Here is a 20,294-nt window from a genome sequence, read left to right on the forward strand (position 1 = left end):
GGGGAATGACGGTTTTGTCGCAACAAATACGTTATCTAAGCGGCGAGGAAGTCGAAAGAGCTGACCGGTTCGAGGTCGCCTTCAATCGAATTCATGCCCAGCTGCGCAAGCTGGCTCCGAACGAAAGGGACGACTCGTTCACCTCTCTGCTCTACAAGGTGAGCGACCGATATTCGCACGTCCGGGCAAACCGGGAAAATCTGAGGCAATATGCGAAGCTGCGCAACGCTCTCGTGCACGAATACTTCGGCCAGGATCACTACATAGCCGTCCCTCACAAGCAGGTAGTCGCCCAGATCGAAGCGATCTCCGAACAATTGGCCCGGCCTAAGAACGTGTTGACGATAGCCGCAAGACCGGTGGTCGCTTTTCAAGCCGGAACGCCCCTTAGCGAAGTGCTCGCCACGATCGAACGGCACTCTTTTACAAGCTATCCGGTTTACCAAGGGACTTCGTTCGTCGGCTTAATTACGGAGGACGGAATCAGCAAGTGGATTGCCGCTCAGCTTAGGCTGTCGCCTATCGTCGATTTTGGCCCGGTGCTGATCGACCATACGCTTCCGTTCGAATCGCCGCATAACGTCGTATTCGTATCCAGCAGGACGAATGTGCTTGAAGTGGAAGATTTGTTCGAAGAGAGATTGAGGGAACGGGAAAAAATCGAGGCTGTAATCATAACGGATACCGGTCATTCGGAGGAGCAGGCGCTCGGCATTATCACTTCCTGGGATTTGGTGAAAGTGGACGCTTGGAGCTCATGACAGCGGGACGAGTTGACGGTCAATTGCCGGACTTATATACTCGATAGCATCGGAGACCAATCAGAAGCACCATCGGAGGACTGACAATGGGACATCATGAAGCGACAGAAGGCAAGTACGAGAACGAAACGGCGATATTTCTAAAATACGGTGTCTATTCGGCCATTATGCTGCCGGGAATCGGCGGCAATCTCATATCGTTCCGTGACGAAGAGCGAGGCTATCGCTTTATACGCGAGCCAGAAGGGGCGCAGTGGAAGGAGTTCGTTCGTTTTCCGGTGCTGCACGGCATTCCCGTACTGTTCCCGCCGAACCGCTACGACGCGGGAACGTTCGAATTCGACGGGAGAACGTATCGGCTTCCGGTGAACGAGCCCGAAACGGGCAATCATCTGCACGGATTCGTCTATGAAACCCCTTGGGAGGTCGTCGGCTTCGGCAGTACGGAGCGGGAGAGCTTCGTAACGGTTCGCTGCCGGTTGGACGAAAGTCATCCGGCTTTCGAATTTTTCCCGCATCGGGTTACGCTTACCCAGACGTACACCTTGTCCTCCAACGGACTGACGCAAGCATTCGAGGCTGTGAACGAAGGCTCGAATGCGCTGCCTTTCATGCTCGGCTTTCATACGACGTTGAACGTTCCGTTCGCTACGGGAAGCTCAGTTGAAGACGTTGTGATCGGAATCGCCATCGGCGAACGCTGGGAGCTTAACGAGCGTCAGCTTCCGACCGGCCGGCTGTTTCCTCTCGACGAAGGAGAAACGAAGCTGCGGGAAGGGGGCAACCCTTTTTACACGCTGCTCGACAATCATTATACCGCCGACTCTGCCGAGAACGGCCGCAATGCAGCTTTCCTGTTCGATCGCAAGGCGGACGTTCGATTCGTATACGATGCCGGACGGGAGTACAAGCATTGGATGGTGTTCAACGGCAAGGGCAGCACGAGCTTCATCTGTCCGGAGCCGCAGACGGGGATGGTTAATGCGCCGAACGTCGATCTTCCGCCGGAACGGACCGGATTGGTCCGGCTGGAGCCGGGTGAGCGGTGGTCGAGCGTTAGCCGTTATTACGTCGAATAGAACGGACGGAAAAAGGAAGAGCGCCATTCTCGCAATTGCGGGAAGGCGCTCTCTTCCTTTTACTCGCGCGATTCCGACTTGGGCTGAGCCGCCGGATCGTCGCTCTGGATCAATTCCTTCGTTCCCGATCTGAATTCGCGCAGCGTCGAGCCGACGGCTCTGCCGAGCTGGGGCAGCTTGGATGGGCCGAAGAACAGCAGGGCGATCAAGGCAAGAAGCAATATTCCCGTCCAACCGAGGTTTAAGGGCATAGCGAATGCCTCCCTTCATAAAGGAATCAAATGCTGACGAACAGAGCGGTTGCGTACATAAGAGCGATGCCAAGCGTCAGACTGGCGAAATTGGTCCAAGAGACGGCCGGCCGGCCGTTTTTGCCGGCCTCGCGAACGATCATTTTGCCAATGACATAGATAACCTGCAGAATAGCTCCCGCACCTATGCCGAAGAACAGCGCCGCCAACGTATCGTTAAACACGAATCCGCCGATCCACGTTCCCACAATGGCCGGTCCGCCTCCAAGTGCGGCCAGCGCGAGAAACGTTCTCCAGGTCGGACGTTCCTTCAGAAGAGGAGAGGCGATCCCGATCCCTTCGGTAATGTTATGAAGCGTGAATCCGATGATCAGGAACGTTCCGAGCGCCGCTTCTCCGCTGGCGAAAGCCGCGCCGATGGCAAGCCCTTCGCCGAGGTTGTGCAAGCCGATGCCTCCCGCGATTTTGTATGCGATTTTTTTGCCGCTTGCGGAGCCTTTGCGTTCATTCGCTTGGTCGAGGGCGAGCAGGAACAAAAAGCTTAAAAGCGCGCCGAACCATACGAGCCCGGTTCCTTGAAACACTCCTGGAGCTTCGGCGCCCAATTCGAGGCCTTCCTCGAAGGTGTCGATAACTAGAAAGAACAGCAACCCGACCGTAAGCGCCAGAACCGCCTGCATTCCCCTATCCGAAAACCTGCGCAAAAACGGAAACCACAGCAATCCCAATCCGACCGGAATGACTCCCACATAGAAGCCGATAAGCGCGTATTGAGCTACCCGATTGCCGTCGGGTACGGGCGTCTTGGCGGCGACGGCGACTTCTCCCGAGAAAATCAAGCCGTTGGCCGTAATGAGCTTGATCTCATACGGGTCCCCTTCGACCCAGCCGTAAGGGATGAAGATTTCCGTCTGGGCCAGACGACCGATCGTCGCGCTCGGATGAAATTCGACGTTCCAGAAAGCATCGTTAACCAGCACCTGCGAAATAGTCGCTTCGTCCGGTCCAGAATTAAGCACTTTTAACGTAAAGCCTTCGTCGGTCAAAACGATTTTTTGCACGTTCAAAGCTTCGATTGGCGCAACGGGCTCGTCTTTAATTCCCGTTCCCAGGCTGGAGATCAAATAGATGATTAATACGAGCAGCAAGAGGGGATAGCTCCCCACACCCAAACGACCTTTGAGGTCCGACGTTTTACGGCAGCAGCGTCTCCATTCAAGGCGATTTCCTCCCTCACGCTTTGGCCTCAAAGAAGCCCATCCAACCGAGCTCCGCGAATTCGCTCTGGTGGGCGTGGAACATATATTTGCCGGGCTCCGGGAACACGATCTCCAGAATGCCGCGCTGCCCTTGGCACTGCATGATCGTATCGGTATAGAGCGGCCGGGCTTCCGGATCCGCGCCCACTTCGTAGTAGTGAAAGAAATTGGCGTGGAGGTGGAAGGAATTAATAAGGTCGAATTCCGTAAAATTGCTCAAATAAACCCGAACCAGCTCTCCGACTTTGACCTCGATCGGCCAAGCCTGAAAAGCGAATGCATACCCGTTGACGGTATAGATTTCATTCTCTCCGTCAAGATCCAGGTCGAAGCCGTTCATGACCATGTTGAGCTCGCGAGCGGGCTTTCTGGGCTTGACCGGGTCGATAATGAAATTGCCGTACAGTCCCTTGTGAATATGCTTGGAAAGCGGCGGAATATGGCAGTGATACAAATGCATGCCGGCCGGTTTCGCTTCGAATTCGTAGACGAATTCCGTTCCGGAGGGAACCGGCTCGATTCCGTCCATCGTCGTCGGGTGGATACCGTGAAAATGGATGGAGTGTGGGTGCGAGGAGCCGTTCCAGAACTTGATCCGAACAATGTCGCCCTCCGTGCAGCGAATGGTCGGGCCCGGAATCGTTCCGTTGAACGTCCATCCCGGAAACGTTATGCCTTTGGCGATTTCGACCGTCGAATCCGCAGCTACGAGTTCATACTCCCTAACCGTTCGGCCGTCCGCCCGAACGCTTTTCGTCCCGTAGTCGAATTGGGTCAACGATTTGACGGCGGCGTCGAGCCCTGCCGTGCGTTCCGTCCCGGGATCGTAGCCGTGTGCCATCGTCTGATGCCTCTGGTGCTGGAGTGCGGAGTGCACTTCATGCTTATCCATGGCTTTGACCGTTTTTCCAAACCATGAGCCCGGACTTAGCAAGGTCCCGCCGATAATTCCCAATGCGCCGGCGGCTCCCCATTTTAACGCTTCCCGTCTGGAAACGGGGCGATTTACATTGAACGCCAAGCGTATCCCACCTTTCGTTGTTAGACCGGGGAAAATAAATTTCCCTTGCGCAACTTAAATGCAAAAAAAATATAACTTTTCCTTGGGACAAAATGTTGCACTAACGCAAAAACTTTAACACAAATATATGCGGTTTACATGAATTTGTAAACCTATTTTTTTCGCGTATGCCGAAGCGGCCCATGAGAAGCAGCTTGGCTTCGCGAATCGTCAGATCGGACAAATAGGGATGCGGGGCATTCCGTATGTTTGCTTAAACTGCTTGTTGCAGTATGCGGGAGAGTAGCCGAGAGCGGCTGCGATCTGCAGAGTCGCCGGGAGAATGCCGAGCGGCGGTCACCGAATTTCGCAGCAGCCGTTCGAAGGAGCGGGTGATGGCCCCCCGCCGTCTGACCGCAGAGCAAAAAGTAATAGCACGAAAAAATCACTCTATTCCTTTTGCAGCGCACCCAAGATCAGGGGACAAGACGACAAAATCGTCTTATTACGCCATCGTTTCCTTCAAAACGGTAGGGTCAAGAAAAATAACGACAAAGACTCGTCTTATTCCTCCCCATTCGTATCGCAACGTGCAGATAAGACGAAAAAATCACTCTATTACGACTCAGCCAAAAACCTCGCCGAAAAAAGTTACACATTCGCAACGTTTTTTGGAAGAGAACGTGAAAATGGAAAATATTATGGAAGATTAAGGGGTATCTGTTTATTTTTCGCCTATTAAAATCCAAGCTGTCACATAATCGTCCTAAAGCGAGTCCGTCGGGGATGCTAATGTTTGGTAAACTAGCTCTTAAGCATCATCCAATTGCCATAAACCTAGCGATTCGACAACGGAGTGGAGGACATGAGAACCATGACGAATACCTTTGCTGCAGGAAAAAGAATGCTGACGATACGCAAAAAGCTGCTCTTTGTTTGTTCTTTTCTTCTGATTGTGCCTATTGCGGCTTTAGGGCTCGCGACTTACCAGGTAACCGATGAGGAGACGACCGCTTTAATCGAGAACGGGTTGAAAAACAATGTGAGACTGGCAAGCGAAATGCTCGGCGTTCTGGATAAGGCCGTTCAGGATGGATTGATGACGAAGGAGGCGGCTCAAGAACGGTTTAAAAGCAGCTTGCTCGGAGAGAGGCTAACGGATAATACGCGCCCGATCAATCGGAATTTCGATCTTGGCGATAACGGTTACTTTTTCATTCTGGACGATAAAGGGCTGCTGCTGGCGCACCCGTTGCTGGAAGGCCAAAATATTTGGGACAAAAAGACGTCGGACGGCACTTATTATATTCAAGATTTGCTCAAAAAGGCGCAGGAGGGCGGCGGATTCACCTATTACGATTGGCCGTTGCCGAATTCCGACAAGGAGGCGGAGAAGGTCGCGTATGCGGAACGAGCCGATGCTTGGGGGTGGACCATCGCGGCCGGATCGTACATGAAGGATTACAATTCCGGACAACGACATATCGTGAATGTTATTTTCCTAACGCTTGGAATTTGTTTGGCGGGCGGCGCTATTCTATTGACGCTGTTCGCGCAGCACATTTCGCGGCCGCTTATTCGGATGGCGGGCCAGGCGGAGCGGATCGCATCGGGCGATCTGACGGGAGAAGCTTACGTTCCGAAGCGGCAGGACGAAATCGGCACGCTGGCGGTCGCTTTCCAGCATCTCCAAAACAATCTCCGGGAGCTGGCAGGCAATCAATCGTTAAGCGCTGGTTCTCTTGCATCGTCGTCGGCGCATCTGTCGGACGTCATCTCGGAGACGGTCGGCGCGGCGAACGAGACGACCCGTGCCATCACGGAGCTCGCCGCCCATAACGAGACGCAGGTGCACAGCATTGAGGAAACGTCCAGAGCGATGGAAGAAATGACGATAGGCATTCAGAAAATCGCCGCTTCCTCCGTGACTGCGTTCGATGCGTCCTCGCGGACGTTGGCAGAGGCGGAGAAGGGACATATCTTGATCGTACGCTCTTCGGAGCAGATGAACGATGTGAGCGGTACGGTAGTCGACCTTAGCTCGGTCGTTCATCGGCTCGGAGACAGGTCCGAGCAGATCGGGGAAATTGCTGGGGCCATATCGGAGCTGGCCGGCCAGACGAACTTGCTCGCGCTGAACGCATCGATCGAGGCTGCCCGAGCGGGCGAGCATGGCAAGGGCTTCGCCGTCGTGGCGGGCGAAATACGCAAGCTCGCCGAAAGGTCCAACGAATCGGCGGCCAAAGTGTCCGGATTGACCGAAGCGATCAGGGGCGAGATCGGTTACGCGATCGAATCGATGCGCAAAAGCGAGCGCGAAGTGCAGACCGGAGTAGCGTCGATTCAGGAGACGGGAGAGGCGTTTGCCCGTATTTTGCAGGCGACGCGAAGCGTAGCGGCTCAGGTGGAGGAAGCTTCGGCTGCCGCCGAAGAGATGTCCGCCAGCTCTCAGGAAATTGCGGCGGCTCTCCAGCAAATGGAGCGGGTATCGTCAACGACGGCTGAAGCGGCGCAGACCATATCGGGCGCAACGGAGGAGCAGTTGGCTTCCTTGGAGGAGATCGAGGAGTCGGCAGGAAGGCTGCGGACGATGTCGGACGATATGAAGCGGCAGGCGAACAAATTCAAACTATGATTGCTTGCGTATAGAAGTATGAGAAAAAGCCGCATTCGTGCGGCTTTTTTAGCTGGAAGGACTCAAAACGCTAAATTCCGCCGAATCGCCCGCACACCGCCTGAGATGTGACTGAAAGCGCCACAACTCCGCTGCGCTGTCCGCTATACCGCCTGAGATGTGACTCAAAGCGCTACAATTCCGCTGCGCTGTCCGCTATACCGCCCGAGATGTGACCCGAAGCGCGACAATTCCGCCGCCCCGCCCGCATATCGTCTGAGATGTGACTCAAAGCGCCACAACTCCGCTGCGCTGTCCGCCATACCACCTGAGAGTGACTCAAAGCGCCACAATTCCGCTGCGCTGTCCACCATACCGCCCGAGATGTGACTGAAAGCGCCACAAGTCCGCCGGAACGCTAGCATACCGCCCGAGATGTGACCCAAAGCACCACAATTCCGCTGGGCCGTCCGCCATACCGCCTGAGATGTGACTGAAAGCGCTACAACTCCGCCGCCCCGCCCGCACACCGCCCGAGATGTGACTCAAAGCGCCACAATTCCAGCCCGCGTGGAATAAGCTTATACGGAATCCGTCGCATTCATTCGGTTGCCTCGCCGGTAAGCCGCCGGAGTGCGCCCGATGAGCTTTTTGAACAGGCGGTGAAAATGCGGCAAGCTTTCGAAGCCGCATAAGGAGGCGATCTCGGCGACGCTTTGATCCGTGGAGAGCAGCAGCTCGCTTGCGCGAATCATCCTCTTTGCGTTGACGTAATCGGTCACGTTCATGCCGGTCCATTGCTTGAAGACGCGGGAAAAGTGCGCAGCGCTCACCGATGTCAACCGCGACAACGAGGTTAATCCCAGGTCCGAATCGGGATTTTCGTCGATGTGCTGCAGCGCCGTATTGATCCAATCCGGTCCGATGGACGCTTCGGACGAATGATCGGCGGTAGTGTATAAAGCTCGGCTCAGCCGGAGAAGGACGAGCTCAAGCTGAAGAAGCGCGGAATGCCGGTAGCCCGGCTGCCGATTCGTCAATTCCTCCTGCAACGCATCCAGACAGGCGGCCGCCATCGATTCGTCCGAGGCGGACAGCCTCAGCTTGTACGTCTTCGATTTGCGGGCCCATTCGTAGCAGCGCAGCAATCCGAAAGGTTCGCCGATCGAGGACTGCCGGATTAACAACGAGCTGAAAAAAACGGCGGTAGACGTAACCGGATTCGCGGCGTTCGGCAAAGCGCGATGGATCGTATTGCCGGGGAGAAGAAACCAATCTCCTTCGGACATATCGTATAACGTATGATCGATGAAGAAAGTCCCTTTTCCGCTGTACACATACACAAGTTCGAATCTATCGTGAAGATGATCGGGGAGCTCGCTCAGTGAGCTCTTTGTGTTTTTGTATGCAACGTCGAAAGGGAAGGCGATGTCGGAACGAAACTGCTTGCGAATGGGATTCATGACAACGCTTACCTCCGATCTGGGGTGCCTATTCTCAAAATATCAAAATCGGGTATGTTTTTGCAACTTCAAACTATTTTATTGTGAAATGGAGTTGCTAAAATGAAGGAAAAGGGGTGACCTGGCATGCGTCTGGATTCTCATCAGCATCATTGGCGAGACGACCGGGAGAAGCTGTTCGGATTTAACGCGAAGGAGTTCTGCAAGCTATGACAAAGCTGAGCCGAGCAGCGCTGGACGAAGCCGGGCGAGAGCGGTGGGAACGCCTGAACGATAGCCCGGTGACGATACTTCAGATCGGAGAGGGACAGTTTTTGCGCGGATTTTTCGATTGGATGATCCATCGGTGCCGTGCGGAAGGGCTGTATGACGGAGCGATAGCGGTATCTCAGCCTCGTCCGTCCGGCAAGCGGAAGCTGGATGCTTTAGCGCGTCAGGACGGATTGTACACGTTGGTTATTCGGGGCTTGAGAATGGAGAGACTGTCGAGCGCAAAGAAGTCGTAAACGTATTTCGCGAGCTGGTCGATCCTTATTCCGAATGGAAACGATTCGTCGCTCTAGCCGAAAATCCGGATTTGCGGGTCATCGTGTCCAATACGACGGAAGCGGGCTTGAAATTTCGGTCCGAAGCTCTTGCGGAAGGCAAGCCGCTCGAATCGTTCCCCGGAAAAATCGCTTATTTGCTCTATCGCCGATATGCGGCTTTTCAGGGCTCGACGGAAAAGGGACTTCTGCTGCTTCCTTGCGAGCTGCTCGAACGGAACGGCGACGAGCTGCTGGCGTGCGTTCTGAGGCATGCCGAAGAGTGGAGGCTGCCCGGAGAGTTCTCGGAATGGGTTCGGACGAGCAATCGGTTTTTGAACAGCTTGGTCGACCGCATCGTGACAGGATATCCCGGCGACGAACAGGCGCAAAGCTGGTCCGGCGAATGGGGCTACGAGGACAGCGAAATGAATACGGCGGAGCCTTATCACCTGTGGGCGATCGAAGCCGAACCGGAGCTCGATAACGTGTTGCCGCTGCGGCAAGCCGGGTTGAACGTACATTGGACGCGCGATCTGAGGCCGTATCAACAACGAAAAGTTCGTATCCTGAACGGCGCTCATACGCTTATGACCCCGCTCGGAATTTTGTCGGGATTGACCCATGTTCGCGAGCTGATGGAGCATTCGGAGCTTGGAAGCTTCGTCGTGCGGACGGTCGAAAATGAAATCGTCCCATCGTTGCCGTATCCTCGCGAAGAAATGGACGACTACGCAGCCGCCGTGTTCGAAAGGTTTCGCAACCCGTTCATTCGTCACCGACTATCCGATATAGCGATGAATAGCATAAGCAAATTCAAGACGCGGCTCTTGCCGACGCTTGCACATTACGGCAAGCAACATAAGCCGATTCCGGACGGCCTCGCCCGAGCGTTCGCAGCACTGCTCCGTTACTATAACGTGCGCGCAACGGGTAACGGCTTCATCGGAAAAACGTTTGCCGGAGCCGAATACGCCGTTCGGGACGATGAAAGTCTTATCGGCTTGTTTGAGGAAATTTGGACGGATGCCGAAAGGCTGAAGCAGCCGCCGATCCGAATCGCGGAGCGTTTTCTCCGACTGGAAGCCGCGTGGGGTATCGATCTAGCGAAGGTTGACGGACTGGCTGCCGGCATTGCCGCGCAATGGACGAAGATGGGAGGAGCTGCAACTTATGAATAACACCATTAAGCTTTCATCCAAAGACCATGTCATTATCGCTCTTAAGGACATCAACAGAGGGGAACGGCTAGACTTGGGCGAAGGAGCTCAGCTCACCGTGACGGACGATGTTCCGAAAGGGCATAAAATAGCGGCCGTGGCCGTCTCCAAGGGCGACGACGTGCTCAAGTTCGGCTACTCGATCGGCAAGGCGAAGGAGAACATTTTGCCGGGCGAGTGGATTCATACGCACAATCTTGGAACCGGATTGAAGGGCTTTTTGGACTACTCCTACGATCCGACCTTCGCGAGCGGCGGGCTGACCGACCCTTCGGAGGAGCAAGCGGGCGGCCGTTTTTTCCAAGGGTACGTAAGGAAAAACGGAGAAGTCGGCATCCGTAACGAAATATGGATCATCAACACCGTCGGCTGCATTAACAAGACGTGCGAGAACATCGCCAGCCGAGCGAATCGGATGTTCGAAGGGCGCGTCGACGGAGTGCTTCATTTTGCCCATCCGTTCGGCTGCTCGCAGCTCGGCGACGATCTGCGCCACACGCAGAAGCTGCTCGCTTCTCTCGTGCAGCACCCGAACGCGGCGGGAGTGCTCGTCGTCGGCCTTGGCTGCGAGAACAATCAGATCGAGGTGTTCCAGCAGGCGATCGGAGATTACGATTCCAACCGCGTGAAGTTCCTGAAGTCGCAAGCCGTCGAAGACGAGCTGGAGACGGGATTGGAGCTGGTGGGGGAGCTCGTCGAATACGCCGAATCCTTCAAGCGAGTGCCGGTGCCCGCATCCAAGCTGAAGCTCGGTCTCAAATGCGGAGGCTCCGACGGCTTGTCGGGCATTACGGCCAATCCGCTGGTCGGCTCCGTAGCGGATCGCTTGATCGTCCAAGGAGGAACCGCCATTTTGACCGAGGTTCCCGAGATGTTCGGAGCCGAGACGATCTTGATGAACCGTGCGGCGGACGAGCAGGTGTTTGGGCAGATCGTCGATTTGGTCAACGATTTCAAGCAGTATTTTATCCGTCACGATCAAGAAATTTACGAGAATCCTTCCCCGGGAAATAAAGCGGGCGGAATCAGCACACTGGAGGAGAAGTCGCTCGGCTGTACGCAAAAAGGCGGCCTATCGATCGTGAACGACGTTAAGCATTACGGTGAGAGAGTCGTCAAAAACGGACTTAATCTCGTGGAAGCTCCCGGCAACGACCTTGTTTCGGTAACCGCGCTGACGGCCGCCGGAGCTCATATCGTTCTGTTCACGACCGGACGGGGAACTCCGTTCGGCGGACCGGCTCCGACCGTGAAAATATCGACTAACAGCGAACTGGCCGAGCGCAAAAAGAACTGGATCGACTTCAACGCGGGCCGTCTGCTGGAAGACCGGACGATGGAGACGTTGACGGACGACTTGTGGGACTATTTGCTGAAGCTCGCCTCCGGTGAAGTCCGTACGAACAGCGAGAAGAACGGCTTCCGCGAAATCGCCATTTTCAAGGACGGAGTGATTCTTTAAGTATTGAAGATTTGTCGGAATTTGCGAACTGACGATCGCCTTGTTCGAGAAACTGCTTCCGCTAGCCGATATCGATGTTATTATTTCCTACTGTCAGTGCTCCTTAAACGATACTTCGAAGAGAAAGGCGTCGGGCTCGTCAATGCGTCTCCTGGGACTTCTCCGCACGAAGAGAATGCCGGATGGGCATCCCGCAAGCGCCGAATTGAGGAATACAACGAGAGCATCCAACTGTAAGGGGGAAAAGGTTATGAAAGGAATCATTTGCGAGGAAGTCGATCGTTTTCGGCTGACCGAACATTTGCCGGAGCCGGAGCTCGCGAAAGGGGAAGCGATCGTGCGTATACGACGGATCGGCATATGCGGTACGGATTATCACGCATTCAAAGGAAATCAGCCGTTCTTTTCCTACCCGCGCATTCTCGGTCATGAGTTGGCCGGCGTCATCGAAGCCGTGAGTGAGGGAGCGGCGGGTCTGAGTGAAGGGGATACGGTAGCAATCGTTCCTTATATGCACTGCGGACAATGCGTCGCATGCCGCAACGGCAAGTCGAATTGCTGTTCGTCGATGAAGGTTCTCGGTGTGCATATCGACGGAGGAATGCGGGAAAGGCTCGCCGTTCCCGTCAGTCATCTTCTTCCCGCGCACGGACTTGATCTGGATCAGGTTGCGGTCGTCGAGCCGCTGGCTATCGGAGCTCACGCGGTGCGCAGAGCCGAGCCGAAGCAAGGCGAGAACGTGCTTGTCATCGGAGCCGGACCGATCGGTCTTGGAGTGATGGCATTTGCCAAATATGCGGGCGCACGCGTTATCGCGATGGACGTGAATAAGGAAAGGCTTCAATTTTGCCGCAGTTGGGCGAATGTTGACGCTGTCGTGAACGCGCTGAACAATCCGCTGGAAGCTCTGTCGGAGCTGACCGGCGGCGAGTATCCGACCATCGTGTTCGATGCGACGGGAAATGCGAGATCGATGACCGATTCGTTCCAATATGTCGCTCACGGAGGCAAGCTCGTCTACGTGGGGCTGGTCAAAGCCGACATTTCGTTCAACGATCCCGAATTCCACAAGCGGGAGATGACGCTGATGGGCAGCCGGAACGCGACCCGCGAAGATTTCGAATACGTTTTGAAGGCTTTGCGAAGCGGCAGCATCGACGTTGAGCGTTACATTACCCATCGGGCTCCATTCGACGATATGATTGGCGAATTCGAGCGGATATGGCTGAAGCCCGAGTCCAAAGTGATTAAAGCAATGGTGGAATTGTAAGATTGCGGACGTGCGGATAGCCCGATCGCGATTATAGAGCGACAATGATCTTTCGCCTTTCCCGGTGAGGGATTTATTGTCGCTTTTTCGATGCGATTATTTCGCGAGCCCGGGACAACCTAGAGAGGAAGTTCATTACGACTAGGGAGGCATCACGAGTGAAAAAGACGATTGGCAGCTTGGCCGCAGGCGCTTGTTTGTCCCTTGTTCTCGTTGTTCCGGCTTACGCGAATGTCGGGACGACCGCAGCCGGTACGATAGCCCGACTCCAACGCCGTATAACACGTATTCGACTACGGGTACTAACGGCTTCGGGCCAAGCGGTTATTCGATGTACGGCTCCGGTCCGAACGGAACGGGCATGTACAACACGAACGGCACCTACGGTACAACCGGCACCGGAATGTACAACACGTACAGCACGAATGGAACCGGAGTTTATAACGGCAAAACCAACTACGGCACGAACACCTACAATCCTTCAGCCTACCGCGCGTACAATACGCGCACGGACGGCGTATACCGGGCGAAGGCTACGACTGGACGCAGCTGGGGCTGGCTCGGCTTATTCGGCCTGATTGGTCTGGCCGGAATGTTCGGCGGCAACCGACAACGCGATCCCGAAAGATAAGCCGAGCGGGAAAATTGCAATCATAGTCAATCAGAGGCTCGAACCGGGGGAAATATCCTCCGGTTTTTATTTTTGATGTTGATTAGCGTTCTTTTTGATCTCGGCAAAAAGGCTGGAGGAAATAGCCATGAAGGAGAGGGTTACGGTACAGCGCAGTTGGGGAATCGGCGAAATAGCCATGAAGAAGCGGGTTACGTACAGCGCAGCTGGGGGAATCGACGAAATAGCCATGAAGGAGAGGGTTACGGTACAGCGCAGTTGGGGAATCGGCGAAATAGCCATGAAGAAGCGGGTTACGTACAGCGCAGCTGGGGGAATCGACGAAATAGCCATGCAGGAGCGGGTTACGTACAGCGCAGCTGGGGGAATCGACGAAATAGCCATGAAGGAGCGGGTTACGGTACAGCGCAGTTGGGGAATCGACGAAATAGCCATGAAGAAGCGGGTTACGTACAGCGCAGCTGGGGGAATCGACGAAATAGCCATGCAGGAGCGGGTTACGTACAGCGCAGATGGGGGAATCGGCCAAATAGCCATGAAGGAGTGGGTTACGGTGCAGCGCGGATGGGTGAGTCGGCGAAATAGCCATGAAGGAGCGGGTTACGTACAGCGCGGATGGGGGAATCGGCGAAATAGCCATGAAGAAGCGGGTTACGATGCAGCGCGGATGGGTTAGTCGGCGAAATAGCCATGAAGGAGTGGGTTACGGTGCAGCGCGGATGGGTGAGTCGGCGAAATAGCCATGAAGGAGTGGGTTACGGTGCAGCGCGGATGGGTGAGTCGGCGAAATAGCCATGAAGGAGCGGGTTACGGTGCAGCGCGGATGGGGGAATCGGCGAAATAGCCATGAAGAAGCGGGTTACGTACAGCGCAGATGGGGGAATCGGCCAAATAGCCATGAAGGAGCGGGTTACGGTACAGCGCAGCTGGGGGAATCGGCGAAATAGCCGGCTAGCGGCGGGGTATTGTGCGGCGTAGAGGCGAGCTGGAGAAAATCCAACTTAACAAAAAAATCCCGAGCCAAATCTGCGGATGCAGATCTGGCTCGGGACATCGGGAACCGCTCAGACAAATCGAAACGAGGATAAGCGAAGCCCGGCACTCAACGTCAAGAACGTCTCGTGGCGGCCGACCGGTACGTTGACCGCACATGTCAGCGTGTGCCACGCTTGCGTGCCTCCCGTTGCGGGTACTTCGCAAACGCCGACGATTTCGCCGGCCGGACTTCCCAGGCGGATTTCGATTGTTCCGTTCTCTGCCGCGGAGACGCGAGCCTCGAAGCTGCCGGAAGCTTTGGCGAACTTGGCATCGCTGAAGCCGATCCATGCGCCGCCGCTGACGGCAGCCGTGCTGCTGCCGCCTTCCTTGCACTCGTCGATGATGACGCCGGAATAGCTGTCGTAATTAATCGCCGGGGTAGGCAGGCGCAAATTACGGGGCGGCACGATCTCGCCAACTACGGTTAACGAGCCGGTAACTGCGATGTCCTCGGACGAACGGCCGATCATCAACGTATAAGCTCCCGACTCGACACACCAACGGTCGCGGGTAACGTCCCAGAACGCAAGCTCGGATGCTTTTACGTTGAATCGAACACTCTGTGACTGTCCCGCCTCCAGATGAATGCGGCGGAAGCCGATCAATTGTTTCAATGGGCGTTTTACACGGGATTTGTCGGCGCGGATGTACAATTGAACGACCTCGTCGCTCGCGCGAGCGCCCGCGTTGCGGACGTTCAAGCTTACTTCTACCTCGCCGTCCGCTGCAACTGATTCCCGGTTCAGCTCCAATCCGTCGTATTCGAAAGCCGAATAGGTCAGTCCGTGCCCGAACGAGTAGAGCGTCTTGCCTTGGAAATACTGATAGGTCCGTTCTCCGGCGATAATGTCGTAATCCATGAAATCGGGAAGCTGATCTTCCGAACGATACCACGTCATATTCAAACGCCCGGCTGGAGCGTAATCTCCGTATAGAACGTCCGCCAAAGCCGTTCCGAGCTCCGGACCCGCGTGCGACGCGTACACAATGGACGACACTTCGTCCTCGATTCCTTCCAGCGTGAACGGATAGCTGCCGACAATGACGACGATTGTCTTCGGATTGACCGCGGCAACCTCGCGAATTAGCCGAAGCTGCGCCTCGGGCAGCGAAAGTCCCGGACGATCGATCGTTTCCTTGCCGTTCACGAGAGGATGGTTGCCGACAAAGACGATCGCCGCCTTCGAGCCGCGAGCCGCTTCGACTGCCTCGCGAAGTCCGTCCGCCGCTTTCTCGACATCGAATGTAACCGAGGCGACTTTGCGTCTTGCTTCATTGCCAGCCGCAGCAGCGGCTTTTTCCTCCGGCGAGCCGAGCGAGGAGCGTTCCTCCGCAAGCTCCGGATCGACGGCGAGCAGCCCGTTCTCAACGATGCCGATCTTGGCGGCATTCCAAGCGGAGACGTTCAGCCTGACATCGCCCGCGCCGTCGAGCAGGAACACTTCCTTCGTGAACCATCCGAAGATTTCGTTGGAATCGGCCGTTATGTTCCGATCGTCCGCCGTTGTCAAGTATTGACCGGTGCTTTCCGAGACGATTGTATTCGCGCGCCAGCCCCAGTCGGTTACCTCGAATACTTCGGCATCGGAAGCCGTATCGGCAGCAGCCGCCAGCTTGCCGTTCTCCCCTATAACGACATATTTGCCTCCTGCGCCAAGCTTCACTCGGTCGTTGCCGCTCGCATAGACGACCTGGCCCCGTCCGTTCATTTTCCGTTGAATAGCTTCAAGCGGCGTTACCGTGTACGGAAGCGTTCCGCTGTACCAATCGCGATACACGATGCCTGCAAGCGGACCGACAATGGCGATGCTGCCCGCTCCGTCCGCATCCAGCGGCAAAGCTTCGTTTTCGTTTTTCAGCAGGACGACGCTCTTGCGCGCGGCCAGCAGCGACACTTCCTTGTGCTCGGGAGCGAGTATGGCGGACTCGTCGATGGAAGCATAAGGATTGCGGTCTTCCGGATCGAACTCGCCCAGACGCATCCGAACGCGGAAGGCATTGCGAAGCGCGACGTCGAGGTCGTTCTCGGTCAGCAGCTTTTCCGCGAGGGAATCCCGGATCGCTTGCTTGGATATACCGTGGTCGTCGGTAATACTGTCGATTCCGTTCAGTATCGAATAGGCGACCGCTTCTTTGTAAGTTGTGTAATAGCGATGGTCGTTGACGGTGCCGAGCACGTCTCCCGCATCGCTTACGACGAAGCCGTCCATGCCCCATTCTTTTTTGACGATGTCGTTCACTTGAGGGTTCAAATTGGCGGGCACGCCGTTGACGGAGTTGTAGGAGGTCATCATCGACTGCGCTCCGCCTTCCGTGAACGGAATTTCGAAAGCCTTCAAATAATATTCGCGCATGTTGCGCGGGTCGATGCTGACCGAGCATTCTCCCCGGTCGATCTCATTGTTGTTGCCGATGAAATGCTTCAGGCTGGCAACCGCGCGCAAATAAAATGGATGCTCCCCTTGAATGCCCTTGACGAGAGCGGAAGCAAGCTTGCCGGTCAAATGGGGGTCTTCCCCATAAGCCTCTTCGTTACGTCCCCAACGAGGGTCGCGCTCCATGTCGACGGTCGGAGCCCACAGCGTCAAGCCGTTGTTCGCCGGATCGCGCCGATAGAAACCGCGCGCTTCGGTACCGATCGCCTCGCCGACTTGCTTGAGCACCTCGGTATCCCACGTGCAGGCAAGCCCCGTCGGCTGCGGAAAATAAGTAGCTTCTCCGAGCCAAGCGATTCCATGGGCCGCTTCCGTGCCGTGCTTGTATTTCTTAACGCCCAGACGTTCGATTTCATCCTGGTACTGGCACATCAAATTGATTTTTTCGTCCAGCGTGAATCGCGATACGAGATCGTTCACCCGTGTTTCGAGCGGTAGATCGGGATTTTGGAACGGATATTCAAAGTGTCGAATCAAATCGGTATCCTCCTGTCGGCCGGTTAGCAGCCGCTTTCCGTTTCGCTCGATTTTAACATCCGATTCAGTCTAGGAAATACCTTTACAATTCCACAAGAAATCCTTCGCATTTAGGGCTTGGAATAACATGGATGATTTTGCCGCATAGGAATAGAGTCGGGCTTCATGTTAGAATCACCTTGAATACGCTTCCGCAGCTATGAAGTTCGGGGGGATCCGCGCTGCAACGTTATATGCGAAAACTCAACGACATGAAGCTTCGCAACAAGATGGTCATGTCCTGCTTTCTCTTTTTTATACTGCCTTTTATGATCGTCGGTTTTTTTGTCGTTCAGCAGTATCGGCAATCGGCGCTGGACAAGGCGATCGAGCAGTCGGAAAACACGATCGAACGGATCAAAAACCGAACATCGGAAGTGTTGAACGTCTCCATCGGTTTGTCGAATCGGATGACGATCGACAACGATTTGAAAAAAATCGCGAACGCTCATTACTTGAACACGATAGACGTCGTGGACGCGTACCGCGATTACGACAAATTCAAGGTGTATCTCGATTTCAATCCGGAAGTTTCGAAAATCAACCTTTACGTGGATAATCCGACGCTGTTGAACAACTGGGAATTTTACCCTTTGAATGCGGAGACGAAATCGGCGTTCTGGTACGAGTCCGCTTTGAAAAATGCGGGGCTGATCGGGTGGTATTATTATCCGACGGACTCTCGTCATAACGCCAATATGCTGAGCTTGGTCAGAAGCATCTATTTTCCCGAAACCCGCACATTCGGCATGTTGACCATCGACGTGAACACCGGGTATTTGAACTCCATTCTCCGACAAGAGGACTCCGAAATCGTTCTGGCGGACGAGAACGGAGTTATCGTCTCCTCCAATCGACCAAGTATGGTCGGAAAGAAGCTGGACGACACTCATTTCGGCTATGGGATGTCCCGGCAGGAAGCCGGAACGCGGGAGATGGTTATCGAGGGCCGGAAATCCCAGGTGAGGATCGACCGCCTTTCTCCCGAAAAAAGCTACAATTCGCTTATGATCGTTACCGTCTCGGCCATCGATGAGATGGTGCGCGAAGCTAATCGGATCAGCACCGTCGGGCTCGAAATTATCGGTATTGCCGGAATTTTGGCGCTGCTGCTCATCTATTTTATTTGTACCGTTATGACCAACAGGCTGCTGAAGTTCAGCAAGCAAATCAGCAAGGTATCGATGGGGAATTTCAATACCGAGCTGACCGTGGACGGGAACGACGAGATCGGGCAAATCTCCAGGCAATTCAACCAAATGGTCGGCAACGTCAAGGAGCTGATGGAGGAGGTTTCCCGTTCCCACCAGGAAACGAGCGAGTTGGAGCGCAAGCAGAGCGAGATCAAGCTCAAGATGCTCGCCAGCCAAATCAACCCTCATTTTCTCTATAACGCGCTCGAATCGATTCGGATGAAGGCGCATTTGAGAGGGGAGAAGGAAATATCCCAGACGGTCAAGACGCTGGGCAAGCTGATGCGCAAAAACTTGGAGCTCAAAGGACAGCCGATCAGCTTGAAGGAAGAGATCGACATCGTAAGGTGCTATTTGGAAATTCAGAAATTCAGGCACGACGAGCGTCTGGACTACAAGCTGGATATTGCCCCGGAAGCTGAAAATGTGAGCATTCTTCCGCTGCTGATTCAGCCGATCGTGGAAAATTCGGTTATTCACGGCTTGGAGAAAAACGTAGAGGGCGGAAAAGTAACCGTGACCGCGCGTCTAAGCCAAGGAGGATTGAGAGTAACCGTGGAGGACGACGGAATCGGCATTTCCAGACCGAAGCTTAATGCGGTTCAGCAGTCGTTGAAGGAGCAGGACGCGGACAGGATCGGCCTGCACAACGTGCAGCAAAGGCTGCTTCTTACTTACGGAGAGCTGTCCGGACTTCGTATCGAGAGCGAAAAACAAACGGGAACCAAAATAACCTTCTGGATTCCGGTGGAGGAATAACAATATGTACAAGGTGTTGATCGTTGACGACGAGCCGCTCATTCGCGAAGGGCTCCGAAGTATTATAGAGTGGAACGAGCACGGGTTCGAAGTAACGGACACCGCGACGGATGCCTATGATGCGCTTCAGAAGGCGCCTTTGTTGAACCCGGATTTGATCATCGTCGATATTCGCATGCCGGGTATGGACGGGCTTACTCTTATGAAGACGATACAGGGCCAATCGAGCGCTAGCCCGCATTTTCTCATCTTGAGCGGCTATGCGGATTTCGACTATGCCAGGCAGGCTCTTCAGTTGAAGGCCGACGGTTATATGCTCAAGCCGATCGACGAGGACGAGCTGATCGAGCAGCTGGGCAAAATAAAAAAGCTAATGGAAGAGGAGCGTTCGGCGAAAGCGGCAGAGTGGACTCGGGAGCGAATTGCGCAAATTGTGACGGCTGAGGAAGAGGCGGATATTCCCGAAGGAGCGGCACGGGAAGCGGGCATGGACTGGCCGGCCTTCGACGCCGTATTGATTAAGCTCCAAAGCTTATCAGATATCGATTCCTCCGTCCCGCGCGAATCAAGAACAAGCTGAACGAGGCATTGGAGCCTGCGGGCAAAGGCTTCGCTTTTGCCGTGGATCAATACTTGGGAGTCATTCTTAAGGAAAACGCGGAATGGATCGATCGGGCGACTCTAAAAACGTTGTACAAACAAACGAGCGCCGCATGCGCGGATAGCGAAGTCGATTTCATTGCCGTTTCGGGCGGCGTCGTGGAGGAGCCGAAGCTTCTGGCCGGCTCTTTCCGGAGGGCGCGGGACATCATGAAGGAT

At 54.9% G+C, this 20,294-nt stretch carries 18 protein-coding genes; 13 read left to right on the plus strand and 5 right to left on the minus strand.

Annotated elements, in window-relative coordinates:
- Positions 1 to 14: 14 nt before the first annotated feature.
- Both D3H35_RS20710 and D3H35_RS20715 read left to right on the plus strand, forming a co-directional pair.
- The gene (locus tag D3H35_RS20710; RefSeq protein ID WP_158594208.1) at positions 15 to 761 is read left to right on the plus strand and encodes a CBS domain-containing protein; all 747 of its coding nucleotides are present in this window, start codon (positions 15 to 17) and stop codon (positions 759 to 761) included.
- Between the two features lie 86 nt (positions 762 to 847).
- Entirely contained in the window at positions 848 to 1,840 is a 993-nt protein-coding gene (locus tag D3H35_RS20715; RefSeq protein WP_119151041.1) for an aldose 1-epimerase, read from the plus strand.
- Positions 1,841 to 1,899: 59 nt separating this feature from the next.
- Here the strand turns inward: D3H35_RS20715 and tatA are convergent, their stop codons facing one another.
- The 3 genes from tatA to D3H35_RS20730 all read right to left on the minus strand — a co-directional run bounded on the left by tatA (position 1,900) and on the right by D3H35_RS20730 (position 4,242).
- Entirely contained in the window at positions 1,900 to 2,091 is a 192-nt protein-coding gene (gene tatA / locus D3H35_RS20720; RefSeq protein WP_119151042.1) for a twin-arginine translocase TatA/TatE family subunit, read from the minus strand.
- Positions 2,092 to 2,117: 26 nt separating this feature from the next.
- On the minus strand, positions 2,118 to 3,239 hold the full coding sequence (locus D3H35_RS20725) for a ZIP family metal transporter (protein WP_233568025.1): 1,122 nt from the start codon (positions 3,237 to 3,239) through the stop codon (positions 2,118 to 2,120).
- Between the two features lie 85 nt (positions 3,240 to 3,324).
- Positions 3,325 to 4,242 (minus strand): multicopper oxidase domain-containing protein, encoded by a 918-nt coding sequence (locus D3H35_RS20730; RefSeq protein WP_199728578.1) that lies wholly within the window; start codon positions 4,240 to 4,242, stop codon positions 3,325 to 3,327.
- Between the two features lie 503 nt (positions 4,243 to 4,745).
- On the opposite strand from D3H35_RS20730, the gene D3H35_RS30390 reads away from it, so the two are divergent.
- Both D3H35_RS30390 and D3H35_RS20735 read left to right on the plus strand, forming a co-directional pair.
- Complete coding sequence (locus D3H35_RS30390; RefSeq protein ID WP_147355906.1) at positions 4,746 to 5,063, plus strand: hypothetical protein; 318 nt, start codon at positions 4,746 to 4,748, stop codon at positions 5,061 to 5,063.
- 152 nt (positions 5,064 to 5,215) lie between these two features.
- Positions 5,216 to 6,985 carry a methyl-accepting chemotaxis protein gene (locus D3H35_RS20735; RefSeq protein ID WP_119151045.1) on the plus strand — a complete coding sequence of 590 codons (1,770 nt, stop codon included), beginning with the start codon at positions 5,216 to 5,218 and terminating at the stop codon, positions 6,983 to 6,985.
- 560 nt (positions 6,986 to 7,545) lie between these two features.
- Here the strand turns inward: D3H35_RS20735 and D3H35_RS20740 are convergent.
- A complete protein-coding gene (locus D3H35_RS20740) occupies positions 7,546 to 8,427 on the minus strand; it encodes an AraC family transcriptional regulator (RefSeq protein ID WP_119151046.1) in 882 nt (293 codons plus the stop codon).
- Positions 8,428 to 8,636: 209 nt separating this feature from the next.
- Here D3H35_RS20740 and D3H35_RS33615 point away from each other — a divergent pair, with 209 nt between their 5' ends.
- The 7 genes from D3H35_RS33615 to D3H35_RS33620 all read left to right on the plus strand — a co-directional run bounded on the left by D3H35_RS33615 (position 8,637) and on the right by D3H35_RS33620 (position 14,512).
- Positions 8,637 to 8,933, plus strand: a complete 297-nt coding sequence (locus tag D3H35_RS33615; protein ID WP_119151047.1) for a hypothetical protein — start codon at positions 8,637 to 8,639, stop codon at positions 8,931 to 8,933.
- A complete protein-coding gene (locus D3H35_RS20750) occupies positions 8,870 to 10,132 on the plus strand; it encodes a tagaturonate reductase (RefSeq protein ID WP_267901426.1) in 1,263 nt (420 codons plus the stop codon). The genes D3H35_RS33615 and D3H35_RS20750 overlap by 64 nt, the downstream gene beginning before the upstream one ends.
- The gene (locus D3H35_RS20755; RefSeq protein WP_119151049.1) at positions 10,125 to 11,633 is read left to right on the plus strand and encodes a UxaA family hydrolase; all 1,509 of its coding nucleotides are present in this window, start codon (positions 10,125 to 10,127) and stop codon (positions 11,631 to 11,633) included. The genes D3H35_RS20750 and D3H35_RS20755 overlap by 8 nt, the downstream gene beginning before the upstream one ends.
- Before the next feature lie 250 nt (positions 11,634 to 11,883).
- On the plus strand, positions 11,884 to 12,903 hold the full coding sequence (locus D3H35_RS20760; protein ID WP_119151050.1) for a zinc-binding alcohol dehydrogenase family protein: 1,020 nt from the start codon (positions 11,884 to 11,886) through the stop codon (positions 12,901 to 12,903).
- Between the two features lie 331 nt (positions 12,904 to 13,234).
- A complete protein-coding gene (locus tag D3H35_RS20765) occupies positions 13,235 to 13,534 on the plus strand; it encodes a hypothetical protein (RefSeq protein ID WP_119151051.1) in 300 nt (99 codons plus the stop codon).
- A 127-nt stretch (positions 13,535 to 13,661) separates the two neighbouring features.
- Complete coding sequence (locus D3H35_RS20770) at positions 13,662 to 14,210, plus strand: hypothetical protein (protein ID WP_119151052.1); 549 nt, start codon at positions 13,662 to 13,664, stop codon at positions 14,208 to 14,210.
- A gap of 170 nt (positions 14,211 to 14,380) precedes the next feature.
- On the plus strand, positions 14,381 to 14,512 hold the full coding sequence (locus tag D3H35_RS33620) for a hypothetical protein (RefSeq protein ID WP_267901412.1): 132 nt from the start codon (positions 14,381 to 14,383) through the stop codon (positions 14,510 to 14,512).
- A gap of 86 nt (positions 14,513 to 14,598) precedes the next feature.
- Here D3H35_RS33620 and D3H35_RS20775 read toward each other — a convergent pair whose 3' ends face one another.
- Positions 14,599 to 17,484, minus strand: a complete 2,886-nt coding sequence (locus D3H35_RS20775) for a glycoside hydrolase family 3 protein (protein WP_233568026.1) — start codon at positions 17,482 to 17,484, stop codon at positions 14,599 to 14,601.
- 233 nt (positions 17,485 to 17,717) lie between these two features.
- Between D3H35_RS20775 and D3H35_RS20780 the strand changes: the two genes are divergently transcribed.
- Both D3H35_RS20780 and D3H35_RS20785 read left to right on the plus strand, forming a co-directional pair.
- Positions 17,718 to 19,475, plus strand: coding sequence for a sensor histidine kinase (locus D3H35_RS20780; protein WP_119151053.1), 1,758 nt, complete (start codon positions 17,718 to 17,720; stop codon positions 19,473 to 19,475).
- 4 nt (positions 19,476 to 19,479) lie between these two features.
- Entirely contained in the window at positions 19,480 to 20,055 is a 576-nt protein-coding gene (locus tag D3H35_RS20785; RefSeq protein WP_119151054.1) for a response regulator, read from the plus strand.
- The last annotated feature ends 239 nt before the right edge of the window (positions 20,056 to 20,294 follow it).

The organism is Cohnella faecalis (genome assembly GCF_003570905.1).
Taxonomy (GTDB): domain Bacteria; phylum Bacillota; class Bacilli; order Paenibacillales; family Paenibacillaceae; genus Cohnella; species Cohnella faecalis.

Coding starts and splice junctions, on each gene's coding strand:
- D3H35_RS20715 (WP_119151041.1), top strand. CDS start 848: ATGGGACATCATGAAGCGACAGAAGGCAAGTACGAGAACGAAACGGCG.
- tatA (WP_119151042.1), bottom strand. CDS start 2,091: ATGCCCTTAAACCTCGGTTGGACGGGAATATTGCTTCTTGCCTTGATC.
- D3H35_RS20730 (WP_199728578.1), bottom strand. CDS start 4,242: ATGGATAAGCATGAAGTGCACTCCGCACTCCAGCACCAGAGGCATCAG.
- D3H35_RS30390 (WP_147355906.1), top strand. CDS start 4,746: ATGGCCCCCCGCCGTCTGACCGCAGAGCAAAAAGTAATAGCACGAAAA.
- D3H35_RS20735 (WP_119151045.1), top strand. CDS start 5,216: ATGAGAACCATGACGAATACCTTTGCTGCAGGAAAAAGAATGCTGACG.
- D3H35_RS20740 (WP_119151046.1), bottom strand. CDS start 8,427: ATGAATCCCATTCGCAAGCAGTTTCGTTCCGACATCGCCTTCCCTTTC.
- D3H35_RS33615 (WP_119151047.1), top strand. CDS start 8,637: ATGACAAAGCTGAGCCGAGCAGCGCTGGACGAAGCCGGGCGAGAGCGG.
- D3H35_RS20755 (WP_119151049.1), top strand. CDS start 10,125: ATGAATAACACCATTAAGCTTTCATCCAAAGACCATGTCATTATCGCT.
- D3H35_RS20760 (WP_119151050.1), top strand. CDS start 11,884: ATGAAAGGAATCATTTGCGAGGAAGTCGATCGTTTTCGGCTGACCGAA.
- D3H35_RS20765 (WP_119151051.1), top strand. CDS start 13,235: ATGTACGGCTCCGGTCCGAACGGAACGGGCATGTACAACACGAACGGC.
- D3H35_RS20770 (WP_119151052.1), top strand. CDS start 13,662: ATGAAGGAGAGGGTTACGGTACAGCGCAGTTGGGGAATCGGCGAAATA.
- D3H35_RS33620 (WP_267901412.1), top strand. CDS start 14,381: ATGAAGAAGCGGGTTACGTACAGCGCAGATGGGGGAATCGGCCAAATA.
- D3H35_RS20780 (WP_119151053.1), top strand. CDS start 17,718: ATGCGAAAACTCAACGACATGAAGCTTCGCAACAAGATGGTCATGTCC.
- D3H35_RS20785 (WP_119151054.1), top strand. CDS start 19,480: ATGTACAAGGTGTTGATCGTTGACGACGAGCCGCTCATTCGCGAAGGG.